Raw genomic sequence first — 23,875 nt, 5'->3', positions numbered from 1 at the left:
TCAGTCTCGTTGCCCGGCGACCCGGCCGCTGCCACACTCAGCACCATGACGTACGGGCCACCCGATCCGAGCGGTTACTTCACACCGCAACAGCGCCCTGCGACCGCTGAACGCCCTGCATCTCCCCTCGGACACCGCAGCGGCCAGCGAGCTCTCACCTGGATTCTTCTGGGGCTCTCAGTCGTGGGCTACGGCATCCTCTTGATCGTTCCGCCCACGCCGCTGATGTTCGCGTTAGCTGGCCCAGGCGAGGCATCGAGCCGGTTCGGCCTGACCGAGACGGCCGGCTACGCGCTCACCGGCATCGCCTGGGCTCTCACGCTCGTGTTCGCCGCAACCTGGATCGTCAGCGTGCTCCTGCTCGTGAAACGACGCGCGGCGTTCTACGTGCCTCTCATCGGTGGGGCGGTCGCCTCGATGCTGGGGGCGATCGCCCTCGCACTCAGCTACCTGCTCGCCTGAACCACGGGGCCGCCGGCGATAAGCCCGTTCTGCGGACCGTCGTATCCCGACGACCCCGCGGCCCGGCCCAAAATGGCGGCCGACACGCCTCAGCCGAAGGTCGTGTCGTGCACCTCGCGTGGGTCGGGGCCGCGCCGGGCTCCGCGGTCCAGCCCGTCGATGCGCGCCATGTGCGCCGCGGTCAAGACGACGTCCGTCGACGCAAGGTTCTCGGACAGGCGCCCGGCGGAGGTCGTCTTCGGCAGCGCGGTCACCCCGTGCTCCCGAAGCCACGCGAGCACGACCTGGGCGGGCGTCGCACCGACCTCCGCGGCGATCTCGCGGATCTCCGGATCGTCCACCGGCGCCCCACCCGCGGGGACCTGCCCACCGAAGGGCGAGTGCGCCTGCAGCGCGAGCCGCTCCGACCGCGGCGCACGCACAGGACCGGCAAGGTAGGGATGCAGCTCGACCTGGTTCACCTCGGGCACCACGCCGATCGCCTCGTGCAACCGGGCGAGATGCTCCGGCAGGAAGTTCGAGACCCCGGCAGAGCGGAGCCGTCCGCGTTCCCTCGCCTCCAACAGCGCAGCGAACGCGCGGACCGTGCGCTCAAAGTCTCGGGGCACCGGCCAGTGCAGCAGCACCGTTCCGATCACGTCGAGACCCAGTCTCAACCTGCTCTCGTCCACCGCCGCCGCCACGCGCTCGTAGTCGCTCGGCCAGACCTTCGTGATCACGGTGATCTGCTCGAGGTCGACGGCGGATGCGGCGAGCGCCCGGCCGACCTCCGCCTCGTTCCCGTAGGCCGCGGCGGTGTCGATCGTCCGGTACCCGAGCCGCAGCGCGTCCCCGACGACCGTCACGGCCGTGGATCCGCCGAGCTGCCAGGTGCCGAGGCCCGGCCGCGGCCCCGGGCCGGTCACGACGCCAGGCGGGTGAACGACGAACGATGCCACACGAGCGGCCGATGCGCCTCGGTCCGCAGCCCGAGCACCCGCAGCACGACGATCTCGTGGTCGCCCGCCGCATGCGTGTCCTCCACGACGCACTCCATCCACACCGCCGCGCCCTCCAGGAACAGGGCACCGCGCTCGGACGTGTACGTGTCGATCCCCACGAACCGTGCCGCCTTCTCGCGCGACGCGAGCTGCCGCGTCTTCTCGGCGTGCGACTCGCCCAGGATCGACACCCCGAGCGCCTGCGCCCGCGCGAGCACCGGCCACGTCGTCGACGAGCGCTGCACGGCGAACATCACGAGCGGCGGCTCCTGCGACACCCCCACCGTGAACGACGACGCCACCAGGATCTGCCGGTCGCCGTCCACCGTCGCCGCGAGCGCCGCGACGCCGCAGGGAAACGCCGCGAACGCGTCGCGCAGGGCTCGGGTGTCCGAATCGTAGGGTGCGAGCATCACGCCACCTCCATCGTGGTCATCTCGGCCGCCTCACGCGAAGTCGCGCAGGTTGTCGCGCAGGTGCTGGTGCTTGAAGCCCGTGCGGATCAGTCCGCGCCGGCGCAGCGCGGGAGCCAGGCCGTCTGTGATCGACGCGATGTAATGGCGGCTCATCGGCTGGTTGTAGATGAGGAAGCCGTCGCCGCCCACCTCCTCCGCGACCTCGCCCATGCGCTCCGCCACCTGGTCCGCCGTCCCCACGAGCGGGATCGACGTGATGCGGCTGCTCTCCGACGCCGCCTCCCGAATGGTCTTGTCGCCCCACGCCTTCTTCGTGTTGGCCAGCGTGGACTGGTGACCGTTCGTGGTGACGTCGTCCGGAAGCGGCTTGTCGGGATCGAACTGGGACATGTCGATCTCCTGCGTCGCCTCGAAGTGCGCCATGTTGATCTCGAAGTTGTAGTCCTTCGCGTCGGCCCATGCCTGCTCGATCGCCTTCGCCTCGGCTTCCGTCTCGCCGATGATCGGCAGCACGACCCAGAACACCTTGATGTCGTCGGGGTTGCGCCCGAAGCCCTCCGCCCGCCGGCGGATGTCGTTGCGGAACTCCTTCATCCCCTCCACGCCGATCGGGATGTTGAGGATCAGGTCCGTGTGCTTCGCCGCGAAGTCGCGCCCCTTCGGGGAGCCCCCCGCCTGGCAGTAGACCGGGGTGCCCTGCGGGCTGCGGGGAACGTTCAACGGGCCGCGCGACGAGTAGAAGCGACCCTCGAAGTCGGCGCGATGCACCTTGGTGAAGTCGGCGTAGTAGCCCGTGTCGGGGTCGGCGACGATCGCGTCCTCGTCCCACGACATCCACAGCGCCTCCACGCACCGCTTGAACTCGTCCGCCATCTCGTAGCGGAGGTCGTGCTCGGGCAAGCGTTCCATCCCGAAGTTCTGCGCGGCGCGGTCCTCGGAGCTCGTGACCATGTTCCACCCGATGCGTCCCCTCGTCAGATGGTCCAGCGTCGCGAACTGACGTGCCAGCTGATACGGGTTGTAGAAGGTCGTCGAGGCCGTGCAGATGATGCCGATGTGCTCCGTGGCGTAGGCGAGCATGGATGCCGCGACCACCGGGTCGAGCTTGGGCGCGTACCGGGCGTGCTTCAACGCCATCTCCGACGTGCCCCGGTACATGTCGGGCACCATCAGCGAGTCCTCCAGCATGAGGAAGTCGAAGCCCGCACGTTCGAGGTTGCGTGCCTGGTCGATGTAGAACCGGCCGTCCATCCAGGTGGTCGCATCATCGGTGACGTACGGGGAGGTGGGCGAAGGCGCCCACTCGGGAGCCGTCAGGTTGCCGAACCAGCCGAGCTGAAACATGGGGTGAAGCCTTTCTGGGGTGAGAACGGGCGCCGAGGGGCGGGGGTGGGGGGGGTAGTCCCCCGCCCCTCGGCATCCGGGTGTGGTCAGCGGGTGACGCTGAGGTTCGAGTAGTCCATCCACTGGTCGGATCGCGTCGCGTAGCCCGTGACCTTCGAGCTCAGCAGCACGGGCGGCTGCGTCTGCGCGACGAACACAATGGGGGATGCCGTGATCCAGTAGGCCTGCGCCGCCGCCCACGCCGCGCCCGCCTCCGAGGAGAACGCGTCGGGGAAGGCGTAGCCGGCCGCCTTGAGCGAGTAGAAGGTGTCGTCCTCCCAGTCGGCGAGGTTGTTGCCCGAGCCCTTGGCCGTGTAGACGTTCAGCTCGTACCCGGGCGTCATCGTGATGGCGTAGTCGCGCAGGATGAACGCCTGGCTGGAGTGATCCACCCGCTGGGCGTTGAACGCCGACTGGTCCTGCTTGTCGATCGTGACGTCGAACCCGGCATCCGCCGCCGCCGACTTGATCTGGATCGCGGCGTTGTTCAGGTCGGGGTCGGAGGCGCTGACCACGAGCGAGAACGCGACGGGGGCGCTGACACCGGCCTGAGCCAGCAGCGACTTCGCCTTCGCCGGATCGTACGTGTAGTCCGGCAGCCCGGCGTCCGAGTACCCGGGCGCCTTCGTGTCGAGGAATCCGGAGCCGTTGCGCACCGCTCGACCGTGGAACACGTTGTCGATGATCTGCTGGTACGGCACCGCGTACGCGAACGCCTGACGCACGAGCTGGTTGTCGAACGGCGCCTTGTTCGTCAGGAGCGGGATCATCACGTGCTGGTTGGAGTTGTCCACCGCGGGAACCGTGACACTCGGGTTCTTGCTCAGATCGGCCAGTGCCGCGGGATCCACGTTCTCGGCGATGTCGGCGCTCCCGCTCTGCACGGCCGTGACGCGTGCGCCGCTGTCCGGGACGATGCGCACGATGATCGTCTTGACGGCGGGCGTGATCGGAAGGCCGGCATCGTCACGCGCGACGAGGGTCGCCCCGGTCGAGGGATCCCACTGCGTGACCTCGTACGGGCCGAACCCGAAGTTCGGGTTCTTCGCCGAGAAGGCGACAGCGTACGGGTCCTCGGCGGTCGCGTTCTGCTTCAGCCAGACCGAGTCGTACACCTCGCCCAGCACGTCCGAGAGCAGAGCCTGGAACTCCGAGCCGTATCCCGCGTCGGTCAACGTGAACGACACGGTCATGTCGTCGACCACGCTGATCTGCTTCGCCGGGTCGTACCAGACCGGGCCCGCGGCCGGGTAGGACACGGATGTCGCCGTCTTGAACTTGCGCTCGAACGACCACCGCACGTCCTCCGCCGTCAGTGGGTTGCCGTGCGCGCTGACGACGCCCTTGCGCAGGTGGAACGTGTACACGAGGCCGTCGGAGCTGACATCCATCGACTCCGCGAGGTACGGCTGGAAGGAGGCCAGGTTCTGCGCCTGGACACCGGCCTGGTCCGTGTCGACGTACGGCTTGCGCAGCAGCGTCGCCTGGGTGTTGATGGACTGCTCCATCCCGCTGAACGTGTAGTCGAGCGACCAGCCCATGTTGTTGTCGGGCTGGACGATCGTGATCGTGCTCCCCGCGTCGGCCGACGAGCTCGTGCCGCTGCCTCCCGCGGCGCACGCGCTGAGGGCGAAGGCGGCCGCGAGGACCAGGGCGAGGGAACTGCGACGCAGGCGCCGCCTGGGCGCGTGCGGATCTGACATTTCGGGCATGACGAGACTCCTTTAGTGGGTGGGGGTGCAGCTGAGGGGCGGAGCGGTGCGAGTCGGGAGGAAGCGGACCGGCGAGCGCGTCACGGAGAGGACACGCGGACCAGCCGGCGGTTGAGCGCGACGACGAGGACGGTGGTGAGCATCATCGCGACCGCGGGGAACAGCACGGGCCACCAGTACCCGGTGAGCACACCGGAGACTTCCGTCGAGATCATGGCGCCCCACTCGGGCGTCGGCGGGGCCAGCCCGACGCCGAGGAAACCGAGCCCGGCGACGAGCGCGACCGTGGAGGCGAACACGAGCGTGGAGTTCTCCAGCGCGGGCCACGCCGAGTTCGGCAGCACGTAGCGGAACGCGGTCGACAGGACCGACTCGCCCGAGACCCGCGCGTTCTCGATGTAGACCTCGCCGGAGACGCGGAGCACCTCGGCCCGCACCAGGCGGGCCTGGTTGGGGGTGAGCGCGACGACCATGGCGGCGATCAGCGTCACCGGGCTGATCCCGAAGAAGGCGACCAGCACGAGTCCGATGATGATGGCCGGGAGCGCCTGCAGCAGATCGAGCGCACGGAAGATCACCTGACCGACGAATCGGAGCATCCTGCTGCGCGACCGTTCGACCAGTCCGCCGCACAGCCCGATCAGCAGGCCGAGCACGGTGCTCACGACCGCCGTCGCCACCCCGATCGCGACGTCGATGCGGAGCCCGGCGACCGTGCGGGCGAAGACGTCCATCCCCGCCGAGTCCGTGCCGAAGAGGTGCTGCGCATCGGGCGGCAGGTACGGCGCCGCGATCACCTTCGTGGCCGGCCACGGGCTCAGGGAGTCCCCCACGACGCAGAGCACCAGCACCAGCAGGAGCCCCGCGACGACGACCACCGTGCCGGCGCTCGGAAGCCTGCGCATGCGGCGCGCGCGCACCGCGGGCCCGTCTGCGATATCGAGAGCGCTCATGACCTCTGCCTCCTGGGACGATCGGTTCAGTTCGTGACGACGGTCCGCCGGCGCGGATCGAGGATGCCGGTGACGATGTCCACCGCGAGGAAGACGAGGAGCGAGATGAGGGCGATCGCCAGCAGGATCCCCTGCAGCGCGGCGTAGTCGCTGCGCTTGACGGCGTTCACGGCGTACTGGGCGCTCCCCTGCAGGGCGAACAGCTGCTCGATGATCACGGCGCCGCCGAGCAGGAATCCGAACAGCGTGCCGAACATGGCCAGCGCGGCCGGCGCCGCCCGCCGCCACACCGACCAGATCACGGCCGCCGGATGCTGACCCGTCGCGACCGCGAACTTCGTCGGTGCCGCCTCCGCGCTCTCTGTCAGGCCGGGCAGGAGCACCTTGAGGAGCATCGGACCGTACGCGAGCACGAGCGTCAGCGTCGGCAGCCACAGATGGTTCACGATCGAGAGCCAGACGTCCCACCGTCCGGCGAGCGCGGAGTCGATGAGACTGAACCCGGTGATCGTCGGCGGCGGCAGGAGCACGACGTCGAACAGCCCGATGGGCGCCGGAGCCACCCGCAGGATCACGAAGAACACGAGGATGCCGAAGATCCCGAGCACGAAGTCGGGCACGGCGCCGGCCGCGCGGGCGACGAACGTCACCACCCGGCCAGCCACGCTCGAAGGGCGCCAGAGCACGATCGTTCCCGCCGCGACGCCGAGCAGGACAATGCCCACCGCCGCGAGCAGCGCGTTCTGCACGGTTCCGGGGATCACCCGGGCGAGGTCGTCGGAGACCAGCGCGCCCGTGCTGAAAGACGTGCCCAGATCGCCCGTCACCAGACGCCCGAGATAGGCGAGCAGCTGGTCCCAGAGCGAGCCGCCCAGGCCCATCGCCTCCTGCATCCGCGCGTACTGCTCCTGGGTGATGTTCTGCCCGCCCGTGGCATTGGTCACGGGGTCGCCCGGGATCGCGCGGACGAGAAAGAAGAGCACGACGCAGAACAGGAACAGGTAGACCGGGATCATCACGAGCCGGCGAAGCCACCACAGCTGCGACCGCCATGCGTGAACGGCGGCGTCGGCGATGCTCATGCGTCCTCCGAATAGGTGTAGGCGTCCACGAGGGCTCGGGCGTAGTCGTGCTGGGGGTCTCTGAGCACCTGGGCCGTGGGCCCGGACTCGACGACGCGGCCGGCGCGCATGACGAGGATCCGCGTCGTCATGAACGCGGTGGCGGGCAGCCCGTGCGAGACGAACAACAGGGCGCACCCCTCGTCCTCGCAGTACTCCCGGAGCAGATTGAGGACCACGGCCTGCACCGACACGTCCAGCGCGGAGACGGCCTCGTCGGCGAGCAGCAGCCGGGGCCGCGGCAGCACGGCACGGACGATCGCGAAGCGCTGACGCTGTCCGCCGGAGAGCGCGCCGGGCCGACGATCCAGCAGGGCCGGATCCAGCCCCATCCGCGCCGTCAGCCCCTCGATGCGCGACGTCGCCTCCTCCCGGCTCAGCCCGCAGAGCCGCGAGTTCACCCGCATCATGGTCTGGCGCACGGTCCACCGCGGGTTGAACGCGCCTCCCGTGTCCTGCCCGATCCACTGCACGGCGCGCCGGTACGCGAGCAGGTCCCGCCGGCCCATCTCGGCCACCGACGTCCCCTCGTACCGCACGACTCCGCCGTCCGGGCGGTCCAGCCCCAGCGCGAGACGCACGAGCGTCGACTTCCCGGACCCGGACTCGCCGATGATCCCCACGCGTTCGCCCGCGCCGACCTCGAACGAGACGTCCGCCAGAGCCACGTGCGACTCGATCCCGACGCGGAAGACCCGACGGACATCGACGAGCTCAAGCATCGACCGACCGCCCTTCGATCGAGGCCAGACGCCCGACATCCCAGTTGTCCATCGTGGGGAATGCTGTCGAGCAGCCCCCGCGCGTACGACTCGCCCACCGGCCGCTCCCGCAGCTCCTTCGGCGTGAGCCGGTCGACGATCGCTCCGCCGCGCATCACGATCAGCCGGTCGACGTACCGGGCGCACAGCGCGATGTCGTGCGAGACGATGAGCAGGCTCGCGCCGGTGGACGCGGTGAGCCGGCTCAGCACCTCCATCGTCTCGCGCGCCACGGAGGCGTCGAGCGCGCTCGTGGGCTCGTCGGCGATCACCAGCCGCGGCTCCGCCGCCAGCGCGAGCGCGATCATGACCCGCTGCCGCATGCCGCCCGACAGGTTCCCCGGCCGCGACGCCCAGATGCGGTCCAGGTCCGTCAGGCCGACCGATATCAGCAGCTCGCGGGCGCGGCGCTTCATCGCCGCGCGCCGCTGTCGCTCCACACCGCGAAGCACCGAGCGGAACTGGTGCCCCACGGTGCTGACCGGGTCGAGCGAGGCCATCGCGTCCTGGAAGATCGTCACGATCCCGGGCACGCGGGGAGCGATCAGGGTCTTCTGCTTCACCGCGCCGATCGGCTGCCCCTCGAACTCCCGGCGCGCCGCGACGATCGTGGCGGTGCGGGGCAGGAACCCGGATGCGGCCATGCACACCGTCGTCTTGCCCGAGCCGGACTCGCCGATGATCGCGCAGCGCTCCCCGGGCCCGATCCGCAGCGAGGCGTTCTCCACCGCCGCGTGGCCGTCGTACGACACCGTCAGGTTCTCGAGCACGAGGCCCGCGGCAGGGTCCCGGATCCCCGAGGGCGGAGCGGTGAACGTGGTCATCAGAACGCCCGCAGGTTCTCGCGCAGCGTCGCGTGGTCGTAGCCGTCGCGGATCAGCCCGCGGCGACGGAGGGCGGGACTCAGACCGTCCGCGTACTCCGCGATCGTGCGACGGGTGACCTCGGGGTAGAAGAGGAAGCCGTCGCCCCCGACCTCGGCCATGAGCTCGCCCATCATCGCGGCGACGGTGTCCGGGGAGCCGATCAGCCCGAGGTCGCCGATCTGGCGCACCGAGGTCACGACATCCCGCAGCGTCTTGTCCTCGTTGCCGGTGACGTACTGGCGCATCGAGCTCTGCTCGCCGTTGCCGATGATGTCGGGCATCTTCGCGTCGAGATCGAAGGACGCGAAGTCGACCTCGCCGCCGGAGATGTACGACAGCTCCCACAGCGCGCGCTCGATCGCGGCGTCCGAGCTCATGTACCGCACGCGCTCCTCCTCGCGTTCGCGCGCGTGGGCGTCGGTCTCGCCCAGCATGGGCGTGACGAGGAACATGACCTTGAGGTCGTCGGGGTTCCGCCCGTGGGCGGCGGCGCGGGCCCGCATGTCCTGGCGGAACGCCTTCATCTGCGCGACGTCGCGGCCCATCGCCAGCATCGTGTCGGCGTACGCGGCCGCCAGCTCACGACCCGGCACGGAGTTGCCCGCCTGCGCGATCACCGGCCGTCGCTGCGGACCCGGCACGGTGTTGAGCGGACCGCGGACGGAGAAGTGCTCGCCCCGGTGGTCGATCGGGGCGACCTTCGTGTGGTCGGCGTAACGAGGCACCGCCGGGTCGAGGACCAGGGCATCCTCGCCCCACGAGCTCCACAGCTTGCCGACGACATCCATCCACTCGGCGGCCCGCGCGTAGCGCTCGTCGTGAGGGGGCAGCTTGTCGAGCCCGAAGTTCTGCCCCACGCGGTGCGTGACGCTCGTGACGATGTTCATCCCGAAACGCCCCTCGGTCAGGTGATCGAGGGTGACGCCCTGACGGGCGGCGAGATACGGCGGGTACTGCGTCGTCGAGAGCGTGGCGATCACGCCGATGTGCCGGGAGTGCTGGACCATCAGGGGCACGAGCGGCATGGGATCGTTCTTCGGCGCCATGAACCCCCGCCGCAGAGTCGTCTCCGCCGAGCCGCCGTAGGTGTCCTCCACCATGGACGTGTCCTCGATGAAGACGTAGTCGTACCCGCCGCGTTCGAGCGAGCTGGTCAGGTCGCGGTAGAGGTCGGGCTTCATCCACTCGGTCATGCCCCGACCCGAGAAGGTCGTGTGCCAGGGCTGAATGCCGAAGCCGTTGCCGAGAAACCAGCCGAGATGAAACATCGGATCCCTCCTTCCGTCTTGCGCGGTTGCGGTGTGCAGTCAGTGTGTCCGACGGAGAAATCGCCGGAATTGCTCCGCTTTTACGCCGCGTTTTCGCCCCGCGAAGCCGCGGAAAGACAGGGATCACGCAGCAATAACGCCGAGAAGCCGGCGGTACGGTGCGCGTCGGCGACCGCGCCGCCGCGCACGCGTCACTGGACCGACAGCGCGCGTTCCCGGTAGGCGACGAGCTCGGGTGTGCCCGGCTCGGCCGCGAGCACGCCGGAGAATCGCCCCGTCCGGTCCCGCAGCGGGAAGGAGACACGGTCTGCGCGATAGTGCGAGAAGCTGTACTCCTGCACGACGCCGGCGACGTCGATGAACCGCTGCTCCCTCACCAGCAGGGGCATGCCCACCGGGATGTGCAGGAGGGCGGCGGCGTCGTCATCCGCCGCGACGGCGCCGATCACGGTCTCGACATCGCCGAGCGCGACGCCGAACACGTATCGGAACGCGAACTCCAGGCTGGGGCAGGTCGGCCACGACTCCGGCTGGTGGATGCCCGGCCGGTAGTAGGCCGTGCGCACCCCGACCGGTTCCGCACCATCCGCCGTCACGTGCTCGAACACCTGCTCGACCACTCCGACCTCGGCCTCGTCGCACTCGAGCGCCGCTTGCACGAGCGGGATCATGGGGACCACCCGGTCCGAGAGCTTGCGATACATGAAGCCGGGCGGGGTGTGGGACGGCAGGATGTCGTCGACCGGGATCCGGTACTGCTCGCCGAGCACGCGGGTGCCGGAATGACGTTGCCGGGCGATCAGCCCCTCGTCCGCGAGCCGGTTCAGCGCCTGGCGGATGCTCGCCCGCGGCAGGCCCGTCAAGTGGATCAGCTCGTTCTCGATCAGGACACCGTTCGCGGGGACCCAGCCCGACCGGATCCGCGCCCGCACGAGCTCATACGCTCTGCGTGAGTGACCCGAGGAGGCGCGGACGGACCCGCGACTGACGCCTGCTGCGCCGCTCATGCGTCCTCCGAGTGCCGTCGGTTCCGCGAAAGAGTTGTTCCGGTGGCAATCAGATTCCGCCTGTGTCGTTTCGACGGTGTTTCGATACGCGAAAGATCCAGCGCCAGAAGTTTTGTCACGGCCCGCGCGAGAACGGTGACGTCCGCGGTGGGCTACACGCGAGGGTCCGGATCCGACGCCGGGCGCACGACCCCGACCCGGCCCGAAGCCGAACGTCAGTCGATGCGGATGCTGCCCGTCGCGGGGTGCTCCCGCGGCATCCGGTCGCGGTTGTAGGTGATCTCGTCGTAGCCGTGCGGCGTCGGCTGTCCGTTCTCATCGACGCTCACGAACACGAGCCGCTCGATCGTGAGGATGCGCTTGCGCGTGATCATGTTGCGCACCACGGCGCGCATCGTCAGCGAGGTGCGCCCGAAGCGCGTCGCCGTCAGGCCCATCTCGATCAGATCGCCCTGCAGCGCCGACGCCTCGAAGTTGATCTCCGAGATCAGCTTCGTGACCACGCGGTAGTTGCCGAGCTGGATGATGGCGTAGATCGCCGCTTCCTCATCGATCCACCGCAGCAGGCTGCCCCCGAACAGGGTGCCGTTCGCATTCAGGTCCTCGGGCTTCACCCACTTGCGCGTGTGGAAGTTGATGCCGTCCTCAGAAGGGTGCCACTGGGATTCCGTCACGCCGACAACGCTACTCCCGCGATGTGTCGGGCTCCTGGGCGTTGGCGTCCCGCAGCGAGTTCACGATGCTGCGCAGGATGCGGAGCGCCGCCGCCCGATCCGCCTCGCTCAGCTCCGCCAGCATCCGCACCTCCACCGACCGCACCGCCGCCGACGCCTTCTCGAGCCGCCGGCGCCCATGCGGTGTGAGCCGCGCCGGCAGCGCCCGCCCCACCGGGGCCTCCGCCGGCCGCGACACCTCGCCGGCGCGCTCCAGCGACTGCAGCAGCACGTTCATCGACTGCCGAGTCACGAACGTGCCCCGCGCGAGCTCCGAGTTCGACAGACCGGGACGCTGCGCCAGCAGCTCCAGGCACGAGTAGTGCGTCACCGTCATCCCGAGCGGGCGCAGCACGTCCTCCATCGCCGCACGCAGCACGCTCGATGCCTCCTTCAGCAAGTAGCCGATCGAGGTGTCCAGGTCGATGCCGGCTTGACTCATGTCAGTATTCTGACATACAGTCGCTATGTCAGATAACTGACAAAAAGGAAGGAACACCCCATGCCCGTCACCGGCCCCGACTTCATCTCCCTCCAGGTGCGCGACCTCGATGTCTCGCAGACCTTCTACGAGACCTACCTCGGGCTCGTCCGCTCCCCCGCCGGCCCGCCGCACGCCGTCGTCTTCGACACCACGCCCGTGGCCTTCGCGGTGCGGGATGTCGTCCCCCGGCACCGACCTCGACGCGATCCCCCAGCCGGGCGTCGGCGCCGCGATCTGGCTCCACGCGACGGGCGTCCAGGAGATCCACGACGCACTCGTCGCCGACGGCCACACGATCGTCGCGGCCCCGATCGACGGACCGTTCGGCCGCACGTTCACCTTCGCCGACCCCGACGGCTACCAGATCACGCTCCACGACCGCGCCTGACCGCACGGGCTCGACGCGACGCCCCGCCTCACGGCAGCAGGGATGCCAGGCGCTTCTTGCGCCGGTTCTGGTCCACGATCCACGCGACATCGGGATCGGACGCATCCAGGGCCAGGAACACGTCGAGCCCGGCGGCGGGATCGGCCGCGACCGCCACGCTCCAGCAGTAGCCGAGCGCCTGCCGCAGCGTGCGCGCATCCGCCCGCTTCCTCCGCTCCGGCGGCAGGGCGACGAGGTTCCGCGTCGCGCGCCGGCACACCTCGATCGCCGCGGCCGCCGCATCCGGCGAGCGCAGCAAGCGCGGCTCGCAGATCGCCGCCACCGCCGCACGCTCCACGAGCGGGTCGGGATCGTCGACCCACCGCCGCACGATCTCGATGAGACCGGCGGGGTCGCGGTCGCCGAGCAGCTGCAGACCGAGCGCCACCCCCTCCCGCACGCGCCAGCGCTCGTCCACGGCCAGCGCACGCGCCGCGGGCTCGCGTGCCGCCTCATCCGCCCGCGCGCCGATCGCGGCCGCCGCGCACAGCACGGCGTACTCGCCGCCGTCGGCCAGCAGGACCTCGATCGCCTCGGCGTCCGCGGCGATCGCCACCGCCTGCACGAGCGTCAGGTTCGCGCGAGGCCCCGGAAGCCCCGAGTTCGCGTCCAGATACGCGGGCCAGTCCGCCGGCGCCCGCGCGCTCAGCTCCGCCCGCCAGTCCGCCCCCGTCGCCACACCCCCGAAACTACGCCACGGCGCGAAGCGGCGCACCGCCGTCGTGACCCGCATGACGCTCACCCGCGTGCTCATGGTGCCCGGCACCGTCGCGCTCGTCATCGGTGTCGTCGTCGGCAACGTCCTCGCCGGCAGCACGCCGCCGTGGGTCGGACGCGAGGCGGAGCTCACCCGCTCGGCCCCGGCGCTCCTCGTCGCCCCGGCACTGGACGCGGTGACCCGACGTTCTCATCGCCTGATAGCGGCCCCATCGCGGCGGCCGCCCGAGCCCTAGCGTGAGCGCCATGACCTCCGACGCGCCGACATCCCGCGCTCTGCGCATCGCCCTGTACGTCATCGCGTGGTTCAACGCGGTGTCGGCGCTCATCGGCATGGTCGGACTCACCGTCGGCGGCGGCCTCGGCATCCCGCTGGAATGGCTGGAGGGCACCATCTTCCGCAGCTACGTGTGGCCGGGAGTCATCCTCGGCGTCGTGGTGGGCGGCACACAGGCGCTCGCGCTCGTCGCCCAGTACCGCCGCTTCCGGCTCGCCGCGGGCATGCAGGCCGCGGCCGGCCTGGTCATGATGATCTGGATCTTCGCCGAGGTGGCGCTCATGCTGGTGTGGTCGCCCCTGCACGGCCTCTACTTCGCGACCGGGCTGGCCCAGACGGTGCTCGCCGTCCTCGCCCTCGGAGCGTGGCCACGGCCGTTCCTCGCGCGCGAGCGCCGCTGACCACGCCCGGGCCGCGTCCCGTATTCATGCCCTCATCAGGGATTGTAAACAGTCGTTCACACGATGATGAGAAAGTTCTCATCATGACGACTTCACGTTCACGCCGCGGCAAGCGCCGTCGTTCGAGCTCGCGTAAGCCACCCGTGAAGTACGGCACCCACTGGAGCGTCTACCTGGGTGTCGTCCTCCTGGCTCTCGGGGTGGCCGTCATCGCCGTCGCGGCGATCCTCAGCAGATGACACATCCGACCACACCATCCACACCGTCGGGATGAAGCCCGCGGCGGGTCGCTAGGCTCGCCTCATGACGGCACCGCAGCTCCCCACTCCCGCAGGCTGGTATCCCGACCCGTCCGCACCGGGCACGGTCCGGTACTGGGACGGCACGGCGTGGACGACCCACCAGCAGCCCGCGGCTCCCGCTGCCGCGGCGGCGCCGCGGCGCTCGCCCGGGGCCGATACGAACACCGTCTGGATCTGGCTCATCGTGCTGCTGCCGGTCGTCCCCGCCCTCCTCCTGCTGTTCGTCCCGTGGGGCGAGGTCTTCGACTACCGCGGGATCCTGACGGACCCGAGCCGCGGTGTGGAGGCGTCGCTGCGCATCTACACCGAACCGCTCTACTGGGCAGCGACCCTGGTCGGCTTCGTCATCTACGGCCTCAACGCGTGGTTCGCCTACCTCGACCACCGCACGCTCGTCGCGCGGGGGATCGACCAGCCGTTCCCCTGGCCCTGGCAGTTCCTCAGCATCGTGTACGTGATCGGCCGTACGGTCGTCGTCCGGCGTCGCACGGGGCGCGGCGCCGCCCCGCTGTGGGGCCTCGGCGCGACGATGGCGGTCTCCTTCATCGTCACCGGCGTGATCATGTGGCTCGCCATGGACTCCATGCTGACGATGATCCAGAGCGGCATCTCGACCGGCAGGGGCTACGGGAGCTGAGCGTCCGCCGGCGCCGCCCGGCCGCGTGAGGGGCGCCGCTCAGCAGGACTCGCCGAGGAAGAAGCCGGCGAGCTCCAGACGCTCGATCGCCTGCTCCCTGCTGGAGACCCCGAGCTTGAGGTAGAGGGAGCGCGTCTGCGTCTTCACGGTGTTGAACGACACCCGCAGGGTTGCCGCGATCTCGGGGATCGTCGCGTCCGTGCGCAGCTCCGCGGCCACGACACGCTCCCGCGGCGTCAGATGCGGCAGCGTCGGTGCCGCCGGGGCCGTGGGCCGCGGAAGCCGCGCCACGACATCCGCGACGTCGGCGACCTCGGGCGCCCACTGCTCCCGCGGGCCGAAGACCTCGTTCAGCATCTCGAGGACCTCTTCACCGTCGAGTCCGATGAGGGCCGACGGCGAGCAGCCGCCGCCGACGGCGGCAAGGCTGACCGCCTCCTCCGCGGCCATCCGGGCCTGCCCGAGGTCGCCCAGCTGCCGGTACGCGAGCGCGCGCACCAGCAGCGTCCGAGGCAAGGTGCTCAAGCTGTGCTCGGCGCCCACACGCAGGCACACATCCGTGGCACGGAGCGCCATGAGCGCGTCCGGCAGCATCGCGGCGCCGGCGAAGCCACAGCGGCAGAGCAGGTGGGTCGGGTCGTCGCCGTGATCCGGACCGAGGACGGAGAGCACGCGTACACGGTCGCCGCGAACGAGGTGGGAAGCGGCGAGCACCTGGACGGCACTCATGCGCAGGATCGGTGGCAGGCGAGCGACGTCGATGCCGGAGGTGAGCGCGGCAGCTTCGGCGAGAGCGCCGCTCGCGTCGCCCCTCAGCAGACGCACGAGAGAAGAGCAGATCGCTCCGGCCGCAGGAGCCCACGCGGCGCCTTCGATCTGGAAGAGTCGGTTCCCGATCTCCTCGACCGACTCGAGGTCGCCCTCGACGAGCGACACGGACGCCTCCGCGATCGCCAGCGCGAGGGCCGGGCAGCCGCGCTCGACCCTCCCGGAGAGCCAGATCGCCCGCCGCGCGCGGCTCGTCTCACCGTTGAGGGCGTACGCCACGGCGAGCATCGCCTGGGCGCGATGACCGATGTGACCGCGGCTGCCGCCGACCTCGATCGCGGCGCGCGCGGCCTCCGACGCCGCACGCAACCTCCCGGAGTAGAACTCGGCCTCCGCGATCGCGGTCCACAGGTCGGCCCTGGCAGCATCCGTCACGTCGTCGAGCGCATCGGCCTGCGAAGGCATCCGTCGTCGCAGTCGTGCCCGTTCGGCCTCCGCCAGTTCCCGCGCCGCCTCGTAGGCGACCGCACTCAACCTCACCCGGATGGCGGTTGCCGCCTCTGCATACTCCGACATCCGCCCTGACCTCGCCCTCGCCCTCGTCACGAAGGAAGAGACGCCCTCGGCCCGGAATCGTGACGCAGGTTTCGAAAAAAGATCTCCGCCGAGTACCCGCGTCACGATCTCGACCTGTTGACATCTCGCGAATATGAAGGAACGACTGCTGCGACGCCGGCTGGCGCGAGACCGGATCCCGCTGCGTGCGGGGGATGCCGTCATCTGGGCGGATCGCCGCCCGAGAAGCAGCCGCGCCCGGAAACCGGCGGTGCCCGCCGTGGTGGTGCGCGCCATGGTCTTCCGCGGCGACTGCGTGCACGTCGTGAGCGGCTCCGGTCATACGCACCGACGGTGGCGCCGGGCGGAGGCGCGGTTCGTGCTCCCGCCGGCCGGTGCCGTGTTCGGCGATCGCGGTCCCTGGCAGGCGATCCTCGTCGAGGACGGGCACGACACCGTCGTCCTCGACTGCGATCTGTTCTGCCCCATCGGCTTCGCGGCGCTCCGCCGCCGCATCCGCAATCTGACCGCCATCGCCCACACTCTGGCCGAGATCGAGCCGGAGCGGGCGGGGGTAGAATCCGCGACGAATGACTTCCTCACCACCGCTTTCCGATGACGACCTCGTCGCCCGCGTGCGCGCGGGCGACCGTTCGGCGTACGGCGAGCTGTGGCTGCGCCACTCGGTCGCAGCTCACGCCGTCGCGCGGTCGTTCTCGAGCCTGGACCCCGACGACCTGGTCGCCGAGGCGTTCGCGCGCATCCTCGCGGCGATCGGACGCGGCGGCGGGCCCACGATGGGCTTCCGCCCGTACCTGCTGACCTCGGTCCGCAACGTCGCCCGCGAGTGGGGCACGCGGGAGGGCCGCGTCGACGCGACCGACCTGGCCGAGCAGGCGGCGGACGACGACGTGGCGCGCGAGACCGAGAACGCGCTGGAACGCGGAGCGACGGCCCGCGCCTTCCGCACGCTGCCCACCCGCTGGCAGGAGGTGCTCTGGTACGCCGAGGTGGACGGGCTCAAACCCCGTCACTTCGCGCCGCTGCTGGGACTCGCCCCGAACGCGGCATCGGCACTGCTCGTGCGGGCGCGGACGGGCTTCCGAGACGCGTGGATCGCGATGCAGCTGAAGGATGCGACGAGCCCGGAGTGCACCGACACGCTCGCCCTGCTGGGCGCACACACGCGGGGCGGACTCGCCAGGCGAGACGCCCGGCGCGTCGAGGCCCACCTGGAGACCTGCACGGGTTGCGCGCTGGCCTGGGCGGAGGCACAGGACGTGTCGTCCCGCCTGGCGCTCGTGCTGCTGCCGCTCGTCGTCGGGGTGTCGGCGACGGCGTGCTACGCGGCGTGGGCACAGTCGGGCGCCGCGCAGAGCGGGGTCGTCGCGCTCGGGGCCGCTGGCGCAGGCGGTGGCCCCGCCGCGCCCGCGCCCGGTCCCGCCGTACTCGGCCGCGTCGTGCGGCTGCGACGCCCGACGGCGAAGCAAGCGGCGTTGATGGCGGCGGCCGTCGCCGCCGTGGTCGCGGTCGGGGGGATCGCATGGGCCGCGATCGGCGCACCGGGTCCTGCGACACAGGTCGATATCGCCGAGGTCCCCGTCGATCTGAACGCCGGGGGCGCACAGCCCGGGCCCGGTGAGCACGATCCCGTCGCCGTCCCCTCCGCAACCCCGACCCCCGTCGCCACGGCGTCGCCGACGCCGCAGGTGACGCCGATTCCCACCCCGTCACCGTCTCGCACGCCTCGGCCCACGCCGGCGCCCAGCCCGAGCCCGGCAGAGGCCCCCACCCCGACCCCCTCGCAGACACCCACCCCGACACCGACACCCACACCAACCCCGACACCCACACCAACCCCCACCCCGACGCCGACACCGACCCCGACGATTCCCGTCCCCGACGTGCCCCCGGCGCCGGCCGTCGTCGCGGACACGAGCGCGGGGCCCAGGGTCTATCCGCTGCTCAGCGGAACGGGCGCGCTCGCCGGTGCCGTGATCGAGATCCGCGACGAGAACGGCGCGCGCTTCGCGCAGACGGTCGCGGACGGCGAGGGCTCCTGGAGCGTCGACGACCTGTCGGGGAGCGCGTGCACCACGGACGCGAGCGCATATCTTCCCGCCGGCGCGCACGTGCTCCGGGCGACGCAGACGATCGGCGGCCAGACCTCCGATCCCAGCGCACCGGTGGCCATCACGGTCGCGGAGCCGCCCACGCTCCTCTCGCCCGAGAACGGGTCGACCGTCGACGGCAGGGGCTTCACCCTCTCCATCCAGGGCGAGCCCTCGGCATCCGTGCAGCGCATCAAGCTCCCGGATCCGTCACCGTGCCGGCCGACCCCGATGGTGTTGAACGCCGACGGCGGGTTCTCCCAGACCTTCACGGTGCCCGACCGGGGCGCGGTCACGATCGGCATCCGGTACATCGATCCCGCGACCGGGCGTCACGGCCCGGCGGAGTTCGTCACCTTCACGGCGGAGTGAGAGCGCCGCCGGGTCACCCCTCGCTGAGGAAATCGAGGGCGGCCCGTCGGAACTCGCGGGAGCCGGGTGCGTTGAAGTGGTGGCGCCCGGGGATCTCGACGAAACGCCCCTGGGGGCACGCCGCGGCGAGCGCCCGCGATCCCTCGATGATCGCGTCCTCCGTGCCGGTCGCGAACAGGATCGGCTGTGAGGGGGCATGCGAGGGATCGGGGTCCGCGGCGCCCTGCGTCCGCATCCCCTCCGCGATGGCGAGGAGAGCGCGGAGGTCGTTGCCGCCGACGCGCTCGATCAGGCGCACGTAGTTCTGCGTGACGGTGTCGGTGACCGGCGTGCCCTCCGTCACGAAGGCGCGGGCCTGGTCGAGGTCGAGGCGGTTGAGCGGCACGCCGTCCGGCACGCCGCCCAGCACGACCCGCTCGATGCGCGGCGTCAGCTCGGCGGCGACCTCCCAGCCCACCCGCGCGCCGAGCGAGTAGCCGACGTAGAACGCCTCATCCACGAGATACGTGTCGAGCACGGCCTCGACGTCGGCGACGAACGCCGACAGGGCGTAGGCGGCCGGCTCGTGCGGCTTGTCGCTGCGGCCGTGACCGCGCTGGTCGAGCGCCAGGACCCGGTAGCCGGCGCGGGTCAGGTCGCGCACCCACCCCGTGCTCACCCAGTTGTCGCGAGTGCTCGAGGCGAAGCCGTGCACCGCCACCACGGTCGGCTCGGAGTCGTCGCCCCAGCAGTAGGTCGCGATGCGCACCCCGTCGGGCGCCATGACGTAGACGGGGTCGGGGACCCGGGTCAGTTCGGGAAGCGGGCTGCTCACCCCTCGATTGTGCCGCCTTCCGCTACACCTGTCGTCGGATGAACCTCATGAGGCCCGCGATGACACCGATCACGAGGAGGATGATGCCGATCCAGAGCAGGAACTTGACGGCCTCCACGAAGACGCCGAGCAGCAGCAGCACGATACCGACGATGACCAACAGGACTGCGATTCCGATCATGACTCCATCGTGATCGCGCCGGTGCGGCATCCCCTCCCCCTTTCGCGGCGCACCGGCCTGTGCTAACCCCCATCAGCGCAGGTCGACGGGGGACGCCTACGGCATTCACGCGCTCCCTGCCGATGCATACGATAGGTACGACATGCTGGTCGTGTTCCCTCGCTCTTCTTCCCGCTTGCCCCGCAGTAAGGCGCTGTCATGACCGATCCGAACCCTCCCGCCCGCGACGGCTCGCCCTTCGACGAGCTCATGCAGCAGTCCCCCGGGGAGGCGGCGACCTTCACGGTGGCCTTCCGCGGGTACGAGCGCCACGAGGTGGATGCGGCGATCGCCGACCTCAGCGCCCGCCTGCAGCAGGCCAGCGCCCAGGTCGCGAGCCTGGACGACACCTACCGCGACGAGATCGACCGGCTGCGCTCGGAGCAGCACGCCACGATCGATGCGCTCCGGGCGGAGAACGACGAGGCGCTCGAACGCCTGGGCGCGGATCTCGCGGCCGCTCGGGCGCAGGCGTCCGAGGCGGAGCAGCAGATCGCGGCGCTCAGCGCCCAGCTGGTCGACGCGCCGGCGAGGGAGGACGGTGAGGAACCGGCTTCGCGCCAGCAGTTCGAGGCCGTGCTGCGGGTGGCCGAGGAGCAGGCCAACGTCCTGATCCAGAACGCGGCGGTGCAGGCCGAGCGACTGCTCGAGGCCGCGCGCGAAGAGGCGGCGACCCGACGCGCCGAGGTGGACGCGGATGTCGCGCGGATCGCCTCGCAGGCCCAGCACGACGCCGACCAGCTGCGGCTGCGGATGGAGACCGAGTTCACGGCGCACGAGGCCCGCATCCAGCGCGAGTCCGCCCACGCCGCCGAGAAGGTCGCCCAGGCCGAGCAGGAGGCGGCGACGATCCGCACCGAGGCCGAGAAGGGCGCGGCGGCGCTCCGGGCGATGGTCACGCGCGAGACGACGCAGCTCCGGGCGGATGCCGAGCGCGACGTCCGCGAGATGAACGCCCGCGTGCTGGAGTTCGAGGAGACGCTGACGCGCCGGCAGGACGACGCGCAGCAGGAGTTCCTCGTGCTGCACAACCAGGCGGTCGCGCACGCCGAGCGGATCACCGCCGACGCCAACGAGCAGGTCGCGTCGTCCCTGGAGCACGCCCAGCGCATCTCCGCGAAGGCCGACGACTACGAGCGCCTGATGCGCGCGCAGGCGGCGCAGATCGAAGCCGACGCGCAGGTGCGCGCCCGCGAGACGCTGGACCGCGCCCGCGTCAAGGCGCAGAAGATCGTCGACAGCGTCACGGGTCACACGACCGGGGTGCTCCGGGACGCCGAGGACCGCACGCGCCAGCTCCGCTGGCAGCAGCAGCAGCTCACGAGCTTCATGGCGGAGGTGCGCGAGCTCATCCGCCCCGACGGCGTCGCCGCGCCCGACGAGGAGCCGGGCGACGAGGCGGGCGACCCCTCCGCCCCTCAGGACTAGCTCGCCACGTCCGCGACGGCGTCGCGGACGTGGCCGGCTTCCCCTCGAGAGCCTCGCGGACTACACGGCCAGGTGCGCGCCGCCGTCGGACTCGATCACGCTTCCGGTGATGTTGGGATTCGTGGCGAGCAGGACGAGGACCTGCGCGATGTCGTCCGCGCTAGCGATCCTTCCGGTGGGCAGACCCGCCGCGATCTGAGCGAACAGCCCTGCGCGGTCGGACTCCGGAACCATGCTCCACCAGGGCGTCTCCACGTATCCCGGTGAGACGGCGTTCACGCGGATGGGCGCCAGTTCTGCGGCGAGCGGCGCGACGAGTCCCTCGATCGCAGCGTTGAGCGCGCCGATTCCCGCCGTCCCGGGCATGCCCGTACGAGCGGTGACGGCCCCGACGAGGGTGATCGAGCTGGATGGCCCGAGGCACGGGAGTGCGGCCTTGAGCGCCGTGACGGTGGGCCAGAGCTTCTCTTCGAAGGCGCTGCGCAGCACGTCGAGATCGAGGTCGGCCAGCGGCCCCGCCCCCTTGTTGCCGCTGAGCGTGATGACGAGACGGTCGATCTCGCCGAGCTCGACGCAGAGCTCTTCCACGGCACGTGCCTCGGCTGCATCGAGGACATGCGGCTGCAGCTCGGGATGCGTCTGGGTCGCCGACTCGAGGATCTCGGCGCGGCGGCCGGCGATGTGAACGATATCCCCCAGGGCGGCAAGCCGGACGGCGGTGGCCAGTCCGATCCCGGAGCTGCCGCCGATGACGAGAGTGGTGGGCATGACTGTCTCCTTTCGCGAGACGTTGCGGTTCGCATTTACGGTAGCAGAAATACGAACCTCGGCGTCTCGCATTTGCTAGGCTGAGCGGCATGACCCAGACAGCGCCCGCCCGCCGCGGCCCGAAGCGCAGCGAGGAGTCGAGGTTGGCGATCCTCACCGCCGCGTTCGAGCTGACCCAGGAGGCCGGCTATCGAGGCCTCACCATCGAAGGCATCGCCGCTCGGGCCGGGGTGGGCAAGCAGACGGTTTACCGGTGGTGGCCGACCAAGGCGGACGTGCTCCTGGAGGCCGCTGCGGCGAAAGCGGATCTGCGCGTGTCGACCGCCGACCAGGGCTCCTACCGTCGCGATCTGGAACGGTTCCTGCACGACTCCTTCACGCTCGCGGCCTTCCCGGGACTGGCCGGACTCCTGCGCAGCCTGATGGCCGAGGCTCAGCTCGATCCCGACTTCGCGGCACGCTTCCGCGAGGGGTTCTTGAACCGGCGACGGAGCGCCCTCATCGAGATCGTCCGCCGCGGCCGGGTGCGCGGAGACGCCCCCGGCGAGCAGCCGACCGAGCTGCTCGCGGATGTCGTCTTCGGCGTGATCTGGTACCGGCTGCTCGCCACCGAACGCCCTCTCGACGCCGACGACGTCGACCCCCTGCTCGATCTTCTCGCGCCGGCAGGCACCCGACAGCGGCATCCCTGAACCGCTTCCTCGATCACACCGACGAGACCCGAGCCCACGTCGACGCCTACCGCGTCGACATCCCGCGCCGCCTCCGCGACATCAGCGAGCACCTCGGCGCACGCTGAATCCCTCCGGCGACGACTAGCTCTCGGCGTCCTCCGCGGCGAAGGAGTCGAGCGTCTCCGCCAGCCGGGAGAGGAAGTCGACGACACGATCGGCCGCATCGTCGTCCAGCCCGCCGGCGAGGGACATCATCGTCTCGTAGACGTCGCCGAAGATCTCGGTCACCCTAGCCACGGCCTCCTCGGTCGCGACGAGCACGACGCTGCGGCGGTCGGAGGGATGCGGCAGACGCACGAGGTGTCCCGCCGCTTCCAGGTGGTCGACCATGAGGGTGACGGCGGTGGAGCGGGCGCCGAGATAGTTCGCGAGGTCGGTCGGGGTCACGGCGTCCCCGGCCCCCTGCGCGCGAACCACGAATCGGAGCGCGTGCACCTCGCTCTCCGTCACGCCCATCACCCGCGCACTGCGTGCGCGCAGGTCGCGCTCCGCCCGCTGGACGCGGTTCAGCGTGTCCATGACGCGCAGCCCGCGATCCTCCGCGTGTGCATCGGCGCGTGCCTCGATCTCGATCCACATGGTGTCGTCGCGCCTCGTTCTCCGTTCGTCCCTGCGATCCCTACCTTAGCGAGTAGGTCGGAAGACACTTATTCCTCTTGTTGTTTAGCTAGCTTTGCTAGTAGTTTCTTCTCAGGAATACGAGCGAGGAGAAATGATGGGCCAGCTGCATTACGGGACCTCCGAGTCCCCGATCGAGATCCCCGACCGGCTTCTCGCGCACGTGAAGGTGGTCATGGCGACGAAGCTGCGCCGCGGCGAGAGCTTCACGGTGAGTTGGACGAGCCCGGTCGGTCGCGAGTCGATCTGGGTGCACCAGTCCATCCCGCTCCGCTTCGTGTTCAGCACACCCGAGCCCGAGACCCTCGACCCCGAGCTGGTCTCCCGCCTCGCGCACGTCGCGAGCATGTCCGGCAATCTGCCGATCAGCGCTGCGGACGCCGCTATCGCGGCCTCGAGCGCACAGCCGCTCCCGCGGGCCACCGCGGCCTGACGGCATCGGCGCCGCGAAGCGCGCCGATGCCGTACCCTGGTACACGCAAGGGGAGTACTCCCACGTGGTGACGCCGTCAGTACGGGTGCCAAGAAGCATCCCGGCCCACCAGCCCGATCCGGGTGGAGGAGACCTTGGGTCCCTGTGTTGTCGACCCTTCCGGAGCT

27 protein-coding genes and 2 pseudogenes are annotated in these 23,875 nt (G+C 70.5%); 11 read left to right on the top strand and 18 right to left on the bottom strand.

What is annotated here, in order from left to right:
- Window positions 1-9 precede the first annotated feature (9 nt).
- A complete protein-coding gene (locus tag QE381_RS12895; protein ID WP_307218754.1) occupies window positions 10-462 on the top strand; it encodes a DUF6264 family protein in 453 nt (150 codons plus the stop codon).
- 89 nt (window positions 463-551) lie between these two features.
- Here QE381_RS12895 and QE381_RS12890 read toward each other — a convergent pair whose 3' ends face one another.
- The 12 genes and pseudogenes from QE381_RS12890 to QE381_RS12835 form a co-directional block, all read right to left on the bottom strand.
- The gene (locus tag QE381_RS12890) at window positions 552-1,367 is read right to left on the bottom strand and encodes an aldo/keto reductase (protein WP_307218752.1); all 816 of its coding nucleotides are present in this window, start codon (window positions 1,365-1,367) and stop codon (window positions 552-554) included.
- Complete coding sequence (locus QE381_RS12885) at window positions 1,364-1,855, bottom strand: flavin reductase family protein (protein WP_307218751.1); 492 nt, start codon at window positions 1,853-1,855, stop codon at window positions 1,364-1,366. The genes QE381_RS12890 and QE381_RS12885 overlap by 4 nt, the downstream gene beginning before the upstream one ends.
- 33 nt (window positions 1,856-1,888) lie before the next feature.
- Window positions 1,889-3,202 (bottom strand): NtaA/DmoA family FMN-dependent monooxygenase, encoded by a 1,314-nt coding sequence (locus QE381_RS12880; protein ID WP_307218749.1) that lies wholly within the window; start codon window positions 3,200-3,202, stop codon window positions 1,889-1,891.
- Between the two features lie 86 nt (window positions 3,203-3,288).
- A complete protein-coding gene (locus QE381_RS12875) occupies window positions 3,289-4,953 on the bottom strand; it encodes an ABC transporter substrate-binding protein (RefSeq protein WP_307218747.1) in 1,665 nt (554 codons plus the stop codon).
- 80 nt (window positions 4,954-5,033) lie between these two features.
- A complete protein-coding gene (locus QE381_RS12870) occupies window positions 5,034-5,906 on the bottom strand; it encodes an ABC transporter permease (RefSeq protein WP_307218745.1) in 873 nt (290 codons plus the stop codon).
- A gap of 26 nt (window positions 5,907-5,932) precedes the next feature.
- Window positions 5,933-6,988 (bottom strand): ABC transporter permease, encoded by a 1,056-nt coding sequence (locus QE381_RS12865; protein WP_307218743.1) that lies wholly within the window; start codon window positions 6,986-6,988, stop codon window positions 5,933-5,935.
- Entirely contained in the window at window positions 6,985-7,749 is a 765-nt protein-coding gene (locus QE381_RS12860) for an ABC transporter ATP-binding protein (RefSeq protein ID WP_307218741.1), read from the bottom strand. The genes QE381_RS12865 and QE381_RS12860 overlap by 4 nt, the downstream gene beginning before the upstream one ends.
- Before the next feature lie 299 nt (window positions 7,750-8,048).
- Window positions 8,049-8,612, bottom strand: a pseudogene (locus QE381_RS12855) (ATP-binding cassette domain-containing protein); the annotation flags it as partial.
- The gene (locus tag QE381_RS12850; RefSeq protein WP_307218739.1) at window positions 8,612-9,922 is read right to left on the bottom strand and encodes an NtaA/DmoA family FMN-dependent monooxygenase; all 1,311 of its coding nucleotides are present in this window, start codon (window positions 9,920-9,922) and stop codon (window positions 8,612-8,614) included. The gene QE381_RS12850 and the pseudogene QE381_RS12855, both read right to left, overlap by 1 nt.
- Before the next feature lie 191 nt (window positions 9,923-10,113).
- Entirely contained in the window at window positions 10,114-10,929 is an 816-nt protein-coding gene (locus tag QE381_RS12845) for a GntR family transcriptional regulator (protein WP_307218737.1), read from the bottom strand.
- Between the two features lie 215 nt (window positions 10,930-11,144).
- Complete coding sequence (locus tag QE381_RS12840; protein ID WP_307218735.1) at window positions 11,145-11,603, bottom strand: acyl-CoA thioesterase; 459 nt, start codon at window positions 11,601-11,603, stop codon at window positions 11,145-11,147.
- Between the two features lie 10 nt (window positions 11,604-11,613).
- Window positions 11,614-12,084: a MarR family winged helix-turn-helix transcriptional regulator gene (locus QE381_RS12835; RefSeq protein ID WP_307218733.1), complete on the bottom strand. Its 471-nt coding sequence runs from the start codon at window positions 12,082-12,084 to the stop codon at window positions 11,614-11,616.
- Between the two features lie 60 nt (window positions 12,085-12,144).
- Here QE381_RS12835 and QE381_RS12830 point away from each other — a divergent pair.
- Window positions 12,145-12,514: pseudogene (locus QE381_RS12830) on the top strand (VOC family protein).
- Between the two features lie 28 nt (window positions 12,515-12,542).
- Here QE381_RS12830 and QE381_RS12825 read toward each other — a convergent pair.
- The gene (locus tag QE381_RS12825; protein ID WP_307218731.1) at window positions 12,543-13,307 is read right to left on the bottom strand and encodes a HEAT repeat domain-containing protein; all 765 of its coding nucleotides are present in this window, start codon (window positions 13,305-13,307) and stop codon (window positions 12,543-12,545) included.
- On the opposite strand from QE381_RS12825, the gene QE381_RS12820 reads away from it, so the two are divergent.
- The 4 genes from QE381_RS12820 to QE381_RS12805 all read left to right on the top strand — a co-directional run bounded on the left by QE381_RS12820 (window position 13,285) and on the right by QE381_RS12805 (window position 14,887).
- The gene (locus QE381_RS12820; RefSeq protein WP_307218728.1) at window positions 13,285-13,506 is read left to right on the top strand and encodes a hypothetical protein; all 222 of its coding nucleotides are present in this window, start codon (window positions 13,285-13,287) and stop codon (window positions 13,504-13,506) included. The genes QE381_RS12825 and QE381_RS12820 overlap by 23 nt on opposite strands.
- A gap of 10 nt (window positions 13,507-13,516) precedes the next feature.
- A complete protein-coding gene (locus tag QE381_RS12815) occupies window positions 13,517-13,948 on the top strand; it encodes a hypothetical protein (protein ID WP_307218727.1) in 432 nt (143 codons plus the stop codon).
- 83 nt (window positions 13,949-14,031) lie between these two features.
- Window positions 14,032-14,187, top strand: coding sequence for a hypothetical protein (locus QE381_RS12810; protein WP_307218725.1), 156 nt, complete (start codon window positions 14,032-14,034; stop codon window positions 14,185-14,187).
- 64 nt (window positions 14,188-14,251) lie between these two features.
- Window positions 14,252-14,887: a DUF2510 domain-containing protein gene (locus tag QE381_RS12805; protein ID WP_307218724.1), complete on the top strand. Its 636-nt coding sequence runs from the start codon at window positions 14,252-14,254 to the stop codon at window positions 14,885-14,887.
- Window positions 14,888-14,926: 39 nt separating this feature from the next.
- Here the strand turns inward: QE381_RS12805 and QE381_RS12800 are convergent, their stop codons facing one another.
- On the bottom strand, window positions 14,927-16,231 hold the full coding sequence (locus QE381_RS12800) for a LuxR C-terminal-related transcriptional regulator (RefSeq protein ID WP_307218722.1): 1,305 nt from the start codon (window positions 16,229-16,231) through the stop codon (window positions 14,927-14,929).
- A gap of 133 nt (window positions 16,232-16,364) precedes the next feature.
- Between QE381_RS12800 and QE381_RS12795 the strand changes: the two genes are divergently transcribed.
- Together QE381_RS12795 and QE381_RS12790 are read left to right on the top strand one after the other, a co-directional pair.
- A complete protein-coding gene (locus tag QE381_RS12795) occupies window positions 16,365-16,829 on the top strand; it encodes a hypothetical protein (protein ID WP_307218720.1) in 465 nt (154 codons plus the stop codon).
- The gene (locus QE381_RS12790) at window positions 16,801-18,693 is read left to right on the top strand and encodes a sigma-70 family RNA polymerase sigma factor (RefSeq protein WP_307218719.1); all 1,893 of its coding nucleotides are present in this window, start codon (window positions 16,801-16,803) and stop codon (window positions 18,691-18,693) included. Before QE381_RS12795 ends, QE381_RS12790 begins: the two co-directional genes overlap by 29 nt.
- A gap of 13 nt (window positions 18,694-18,706) precedes the next feature.
- On the opposite strand, the gene QE381_RS12785 is transcribed toward QE381_RS12790, so the two are convergent.
- Window positions 18,707-19,456 carry an alpha/beta fold hydrolase gene (locus tag QE381_RS12785; protein WP_373426992.1) on the bottom strand — a complete coding sequence of 250 codons (750 nt, stop codon included), beginning with the start codon at window positions 19,454-19,456 and terminating at the stop codon, window positions 18,707-18,709.
- A gap of 73 nt (window positions 19,457-19,529) precedes the next feature.
- Window positions 19,530-19,688, bottom strand: coding sequence for a hypothetical protein (locus QE381_RS12780; RefSeq protein WP_307218715.1), 159 nt, complete (start codon window positions 19,686-19,688; stop codon window positions 19,530-19,532).
- Window positions 19,689-19,886: 198 nt separating this feature from the next.
- Between QE381_RS12780 and QE381_RS12775 the strand changes: the two genes are divergently transcribed.
- Window positions 19,887-21,155 carry a cell division initiation protein gene (locus QE381_RS12775; protein WP_307218713.1) on the top strand — a complete coding sequence of 423 codons (1,269 nt, stop codon included), beginning with the start codon at window positions 19,887-19,889 and terminating at the stop codon, window positions 21,153-21,155.
- 60 nt (window positions 21,156-21,215) lie between these two features.
- Here QE381_RS12775 and QE381_RS12770 read toward each other — a convergent pair whose 3' ends face one another.
- A complete protein-coding gene (locus tag QE381_RS12770; RefSeq protein WP_307218711.1) occupies window positions 21,216-21,923 on the bottom strand; it encodes an SDR family oxidoreductase in 708 nt (235 codons plus the stop codon).
- A gap of 89 nt (window positions 21,924-22,012) precedes the next feature.
- Here QE381_RS12770 and QE381_RS12765 point away from each other — a divergent pair, with 89 nt between their 5' ends.
- Window positions 22,013-22,615: a TetR/AcrR family transcriptional regulator gene (locus tag QE381_RS12765; RefSeq protein ID WP_307218710.1), complete on the top strand. Its 603-nt coding sequence runs from the start codon at window positions 22,013-22,015 to the stop codon at window positions 22,613-22,615.
- A 123-nt stretch (window positions 22,616-22,738) separates the two neighbouring features.
- Here QE381_RS12765 and QE381_RS12760 read toward each other — a convergent pair whose 3' ends face one another.
- Complete coding sequence (locus tag QE381_RS12760) at window positions 22,739-23,236, bottom strand: MarR family winged helix-turn-helix transcriptional regulator (protein ID WP_307218708.1); 498 nt, start codon at window positions 23,234-23,236, stop codon at window positions 22,739-22,741.
- Window positions 23,237-23,372: 136 nt separating this feature from the next.
- On the opposite strand from QE381_RS12760, the gene QE381_RS12755 reads away from it, so the two are divergent.
- Complete coding sequence (locus tag QE381_RS12755) at window positions 23,373-23,708, top strand: hypothetical protein (RefSeq protein ID WP_307218707.1); 336 nt, start codon at window positions 23,373-23,375, stop codon at window positions 23,706-23,708.
- Window positions 23,709-23,875: the final 167 nt, after the last annotated feature.

The organism is Microbacterium sp. SORGH_AS_0888, from assembly GCF_030818905.1.
In the GTDB taxonomy this organism is placed as follows: Bacteria; Actinomycetota; Actinomycetes; order Actinomycetales; family Microbacteriaceae; genus Microbacterium.
Note: the sequence above shows the minus strand (reverse complement) of the source record. Positions and strands in the feature narration are given on the sequence as shown.

Coding starts and splice junctions, on each gene's coding strand:
- QE381_RS12885 (WP_307218751.1), bottom strand. CDS start 1,855: ATGCTCGCACCCTACGATTCGGACACCCGAGCCCTGCGCGACGCGTTC.
- QE381_RS12880 (WP_307218749.1), bottom strand. CDS start 3,202: ATGTTTCAGCTCGGCTGGTTCGGCAACCTGACGGCTCCCGAGTGGGCG.
- QE381_RS12875 (WP_307218747.1), bottom strand. CDS start 4,953: ATGCCCGAAATGTCAGATCCGCACGCGCCCAGGCGGCGCCTGCGTCGC.
- QE381_RS12870 (WP_307218745.1), bottom strand. CDS start 5,906: ATGAGCGCTCTCGATATCGCAGACGGGCCCGCGGTGCGCGCGCGCCGC.
- QE381_RS12865 (WP_307218743.1), bottom strand. CDS start 6,988: ATGAGCATCGCCGACGCCGCCGTTCACGCATGGCGGTCGCAGCTGTGG.
- QE381_RS12860 (WP_307218741.1), bottom strand. CDS start 7,749: ATGCTTGAGCTCGTCGATGTCCGTCGGGTCTTCCGCGTCGGGATCGAG.
- QE381_RS12850 (WP_307218739.1), bottom strand. CDS start 9,922: ATGTTTCATCTCGGCTGGTTTCTCGGCAACGGCTTCGGCATTCAGCCC.
- QE381_RS12845 (WP_307218737.1), bottom strand. CDS start 10,929: ATGAGCGGCGCAGCAGGCGTCAGTCGCGGGTCCGTCCGCGCCTCCTCG.
- QE381_RS12835 (WP_307218733.1), bottom strand. CDS start 12,084: ATGAGTCAAGCCGGCATCGACCTGGACACCTCGATCGGCTACTTGCTG.
- QE381_RS12820 (WP_307218728.1), top strand. CDS start 13,285: ATGACGCTCACCCGCGTGCTCATGGTGCCCGGCACCGTCGCGCTCGTC.
- QE381_RS12825 (WP_307218731.1), bottom strand. CDS start 13,307: ATGAGCACGCGGGTGAGCGTCATGCGGGTCACGACGGCGGTGCGCCGC.
- QE381_RS12815 (WP_307218727.1), top strand. CDS start 13,517: ATGACCTCCGACGCGCCGACATCCCGCGCTCTGCGCATCGCCCTGTAC.
- QE381_RS12810 (WP_307218725.1), top strand. CDS start 14,032: ATGACGACTTCACGTTCACGCCGCGGCAAGCGCCGTCGTTCGAGCTCG.
- QE381_RS12805 (WP_307218724.1), top strand. CDS start 14,252: ATGACGGCACCGCAGCTCCCCACTCCCGCAGGCTGGTATCCCGACCCG.
- QE381_RS12800 (WP_307218722.1), bottom strand. CDS start 16,231: ATGTCGGAGTATGCAGAGGCGGCAACCGCCATCCGGGTGAGGTTGAGT.
- QE381_RS12795 (WP_307218720.1), top strand. CDS start 16,365: ATGAAGGAACGACTGCTGCGACGCCGGCTGGCGCGAGACCGGATCCCG.
- QE381_RS12790 (WP_307218719.1), top strand. CDS start 16,801: ATGACTTCCTCACCACCGCTTTCCGATGACGACCTCGTCGCCCGCGTG.
- QE381_RS12785 (WP_373426992.1), bottom strand. CDS start 19,456: ATGGCGCCCGACGGGGTGCGCATCGCGACCTACTGCTGGGGCGACGAC.
- QE381_RS12780 (WP_307218715.1), bottom strand. CDS start 19,688: ATGATCGGAATCGCAGTCCTGTTGGTCATCGTCGGTATCGTGCTGCTG.
- QE381_RS12775 (WP_307218713.1), top strand. CDS start 19,887: ATGACCGATCCGAACCCTCCCGCCCGCGACGGCTCGCCCTTCGACGAG.
- QE381_RS12770 (WP_307218711.1), bottom strand. CDS start 21,923: ATGCCCACCACTCTCGTCATCGGCGGCAGCTCCGGGATCGGACTGGCC.
- QE381_RS12765 (WP_307218710.1), top strand. CDS start 22,013: ATGACCCAGACAGCGCCCGCCCGCCGCGGCCCGAAGCGCAGCGAGGAG.
- QE381_RS12760 (WP_307218708.1), bottom strand. CDS start 23,236: ATGTGGATCGAGATCGAGGCACGCGCCGATGCACACGCGGAGGATCGC.
- QE381_RS12755 (WP_307218707.1), top strand. CDS start 23,373: ATGGGCCAGCTGCATTACGGGACCTCCGAGTCCCCGATCGAGATCCCC.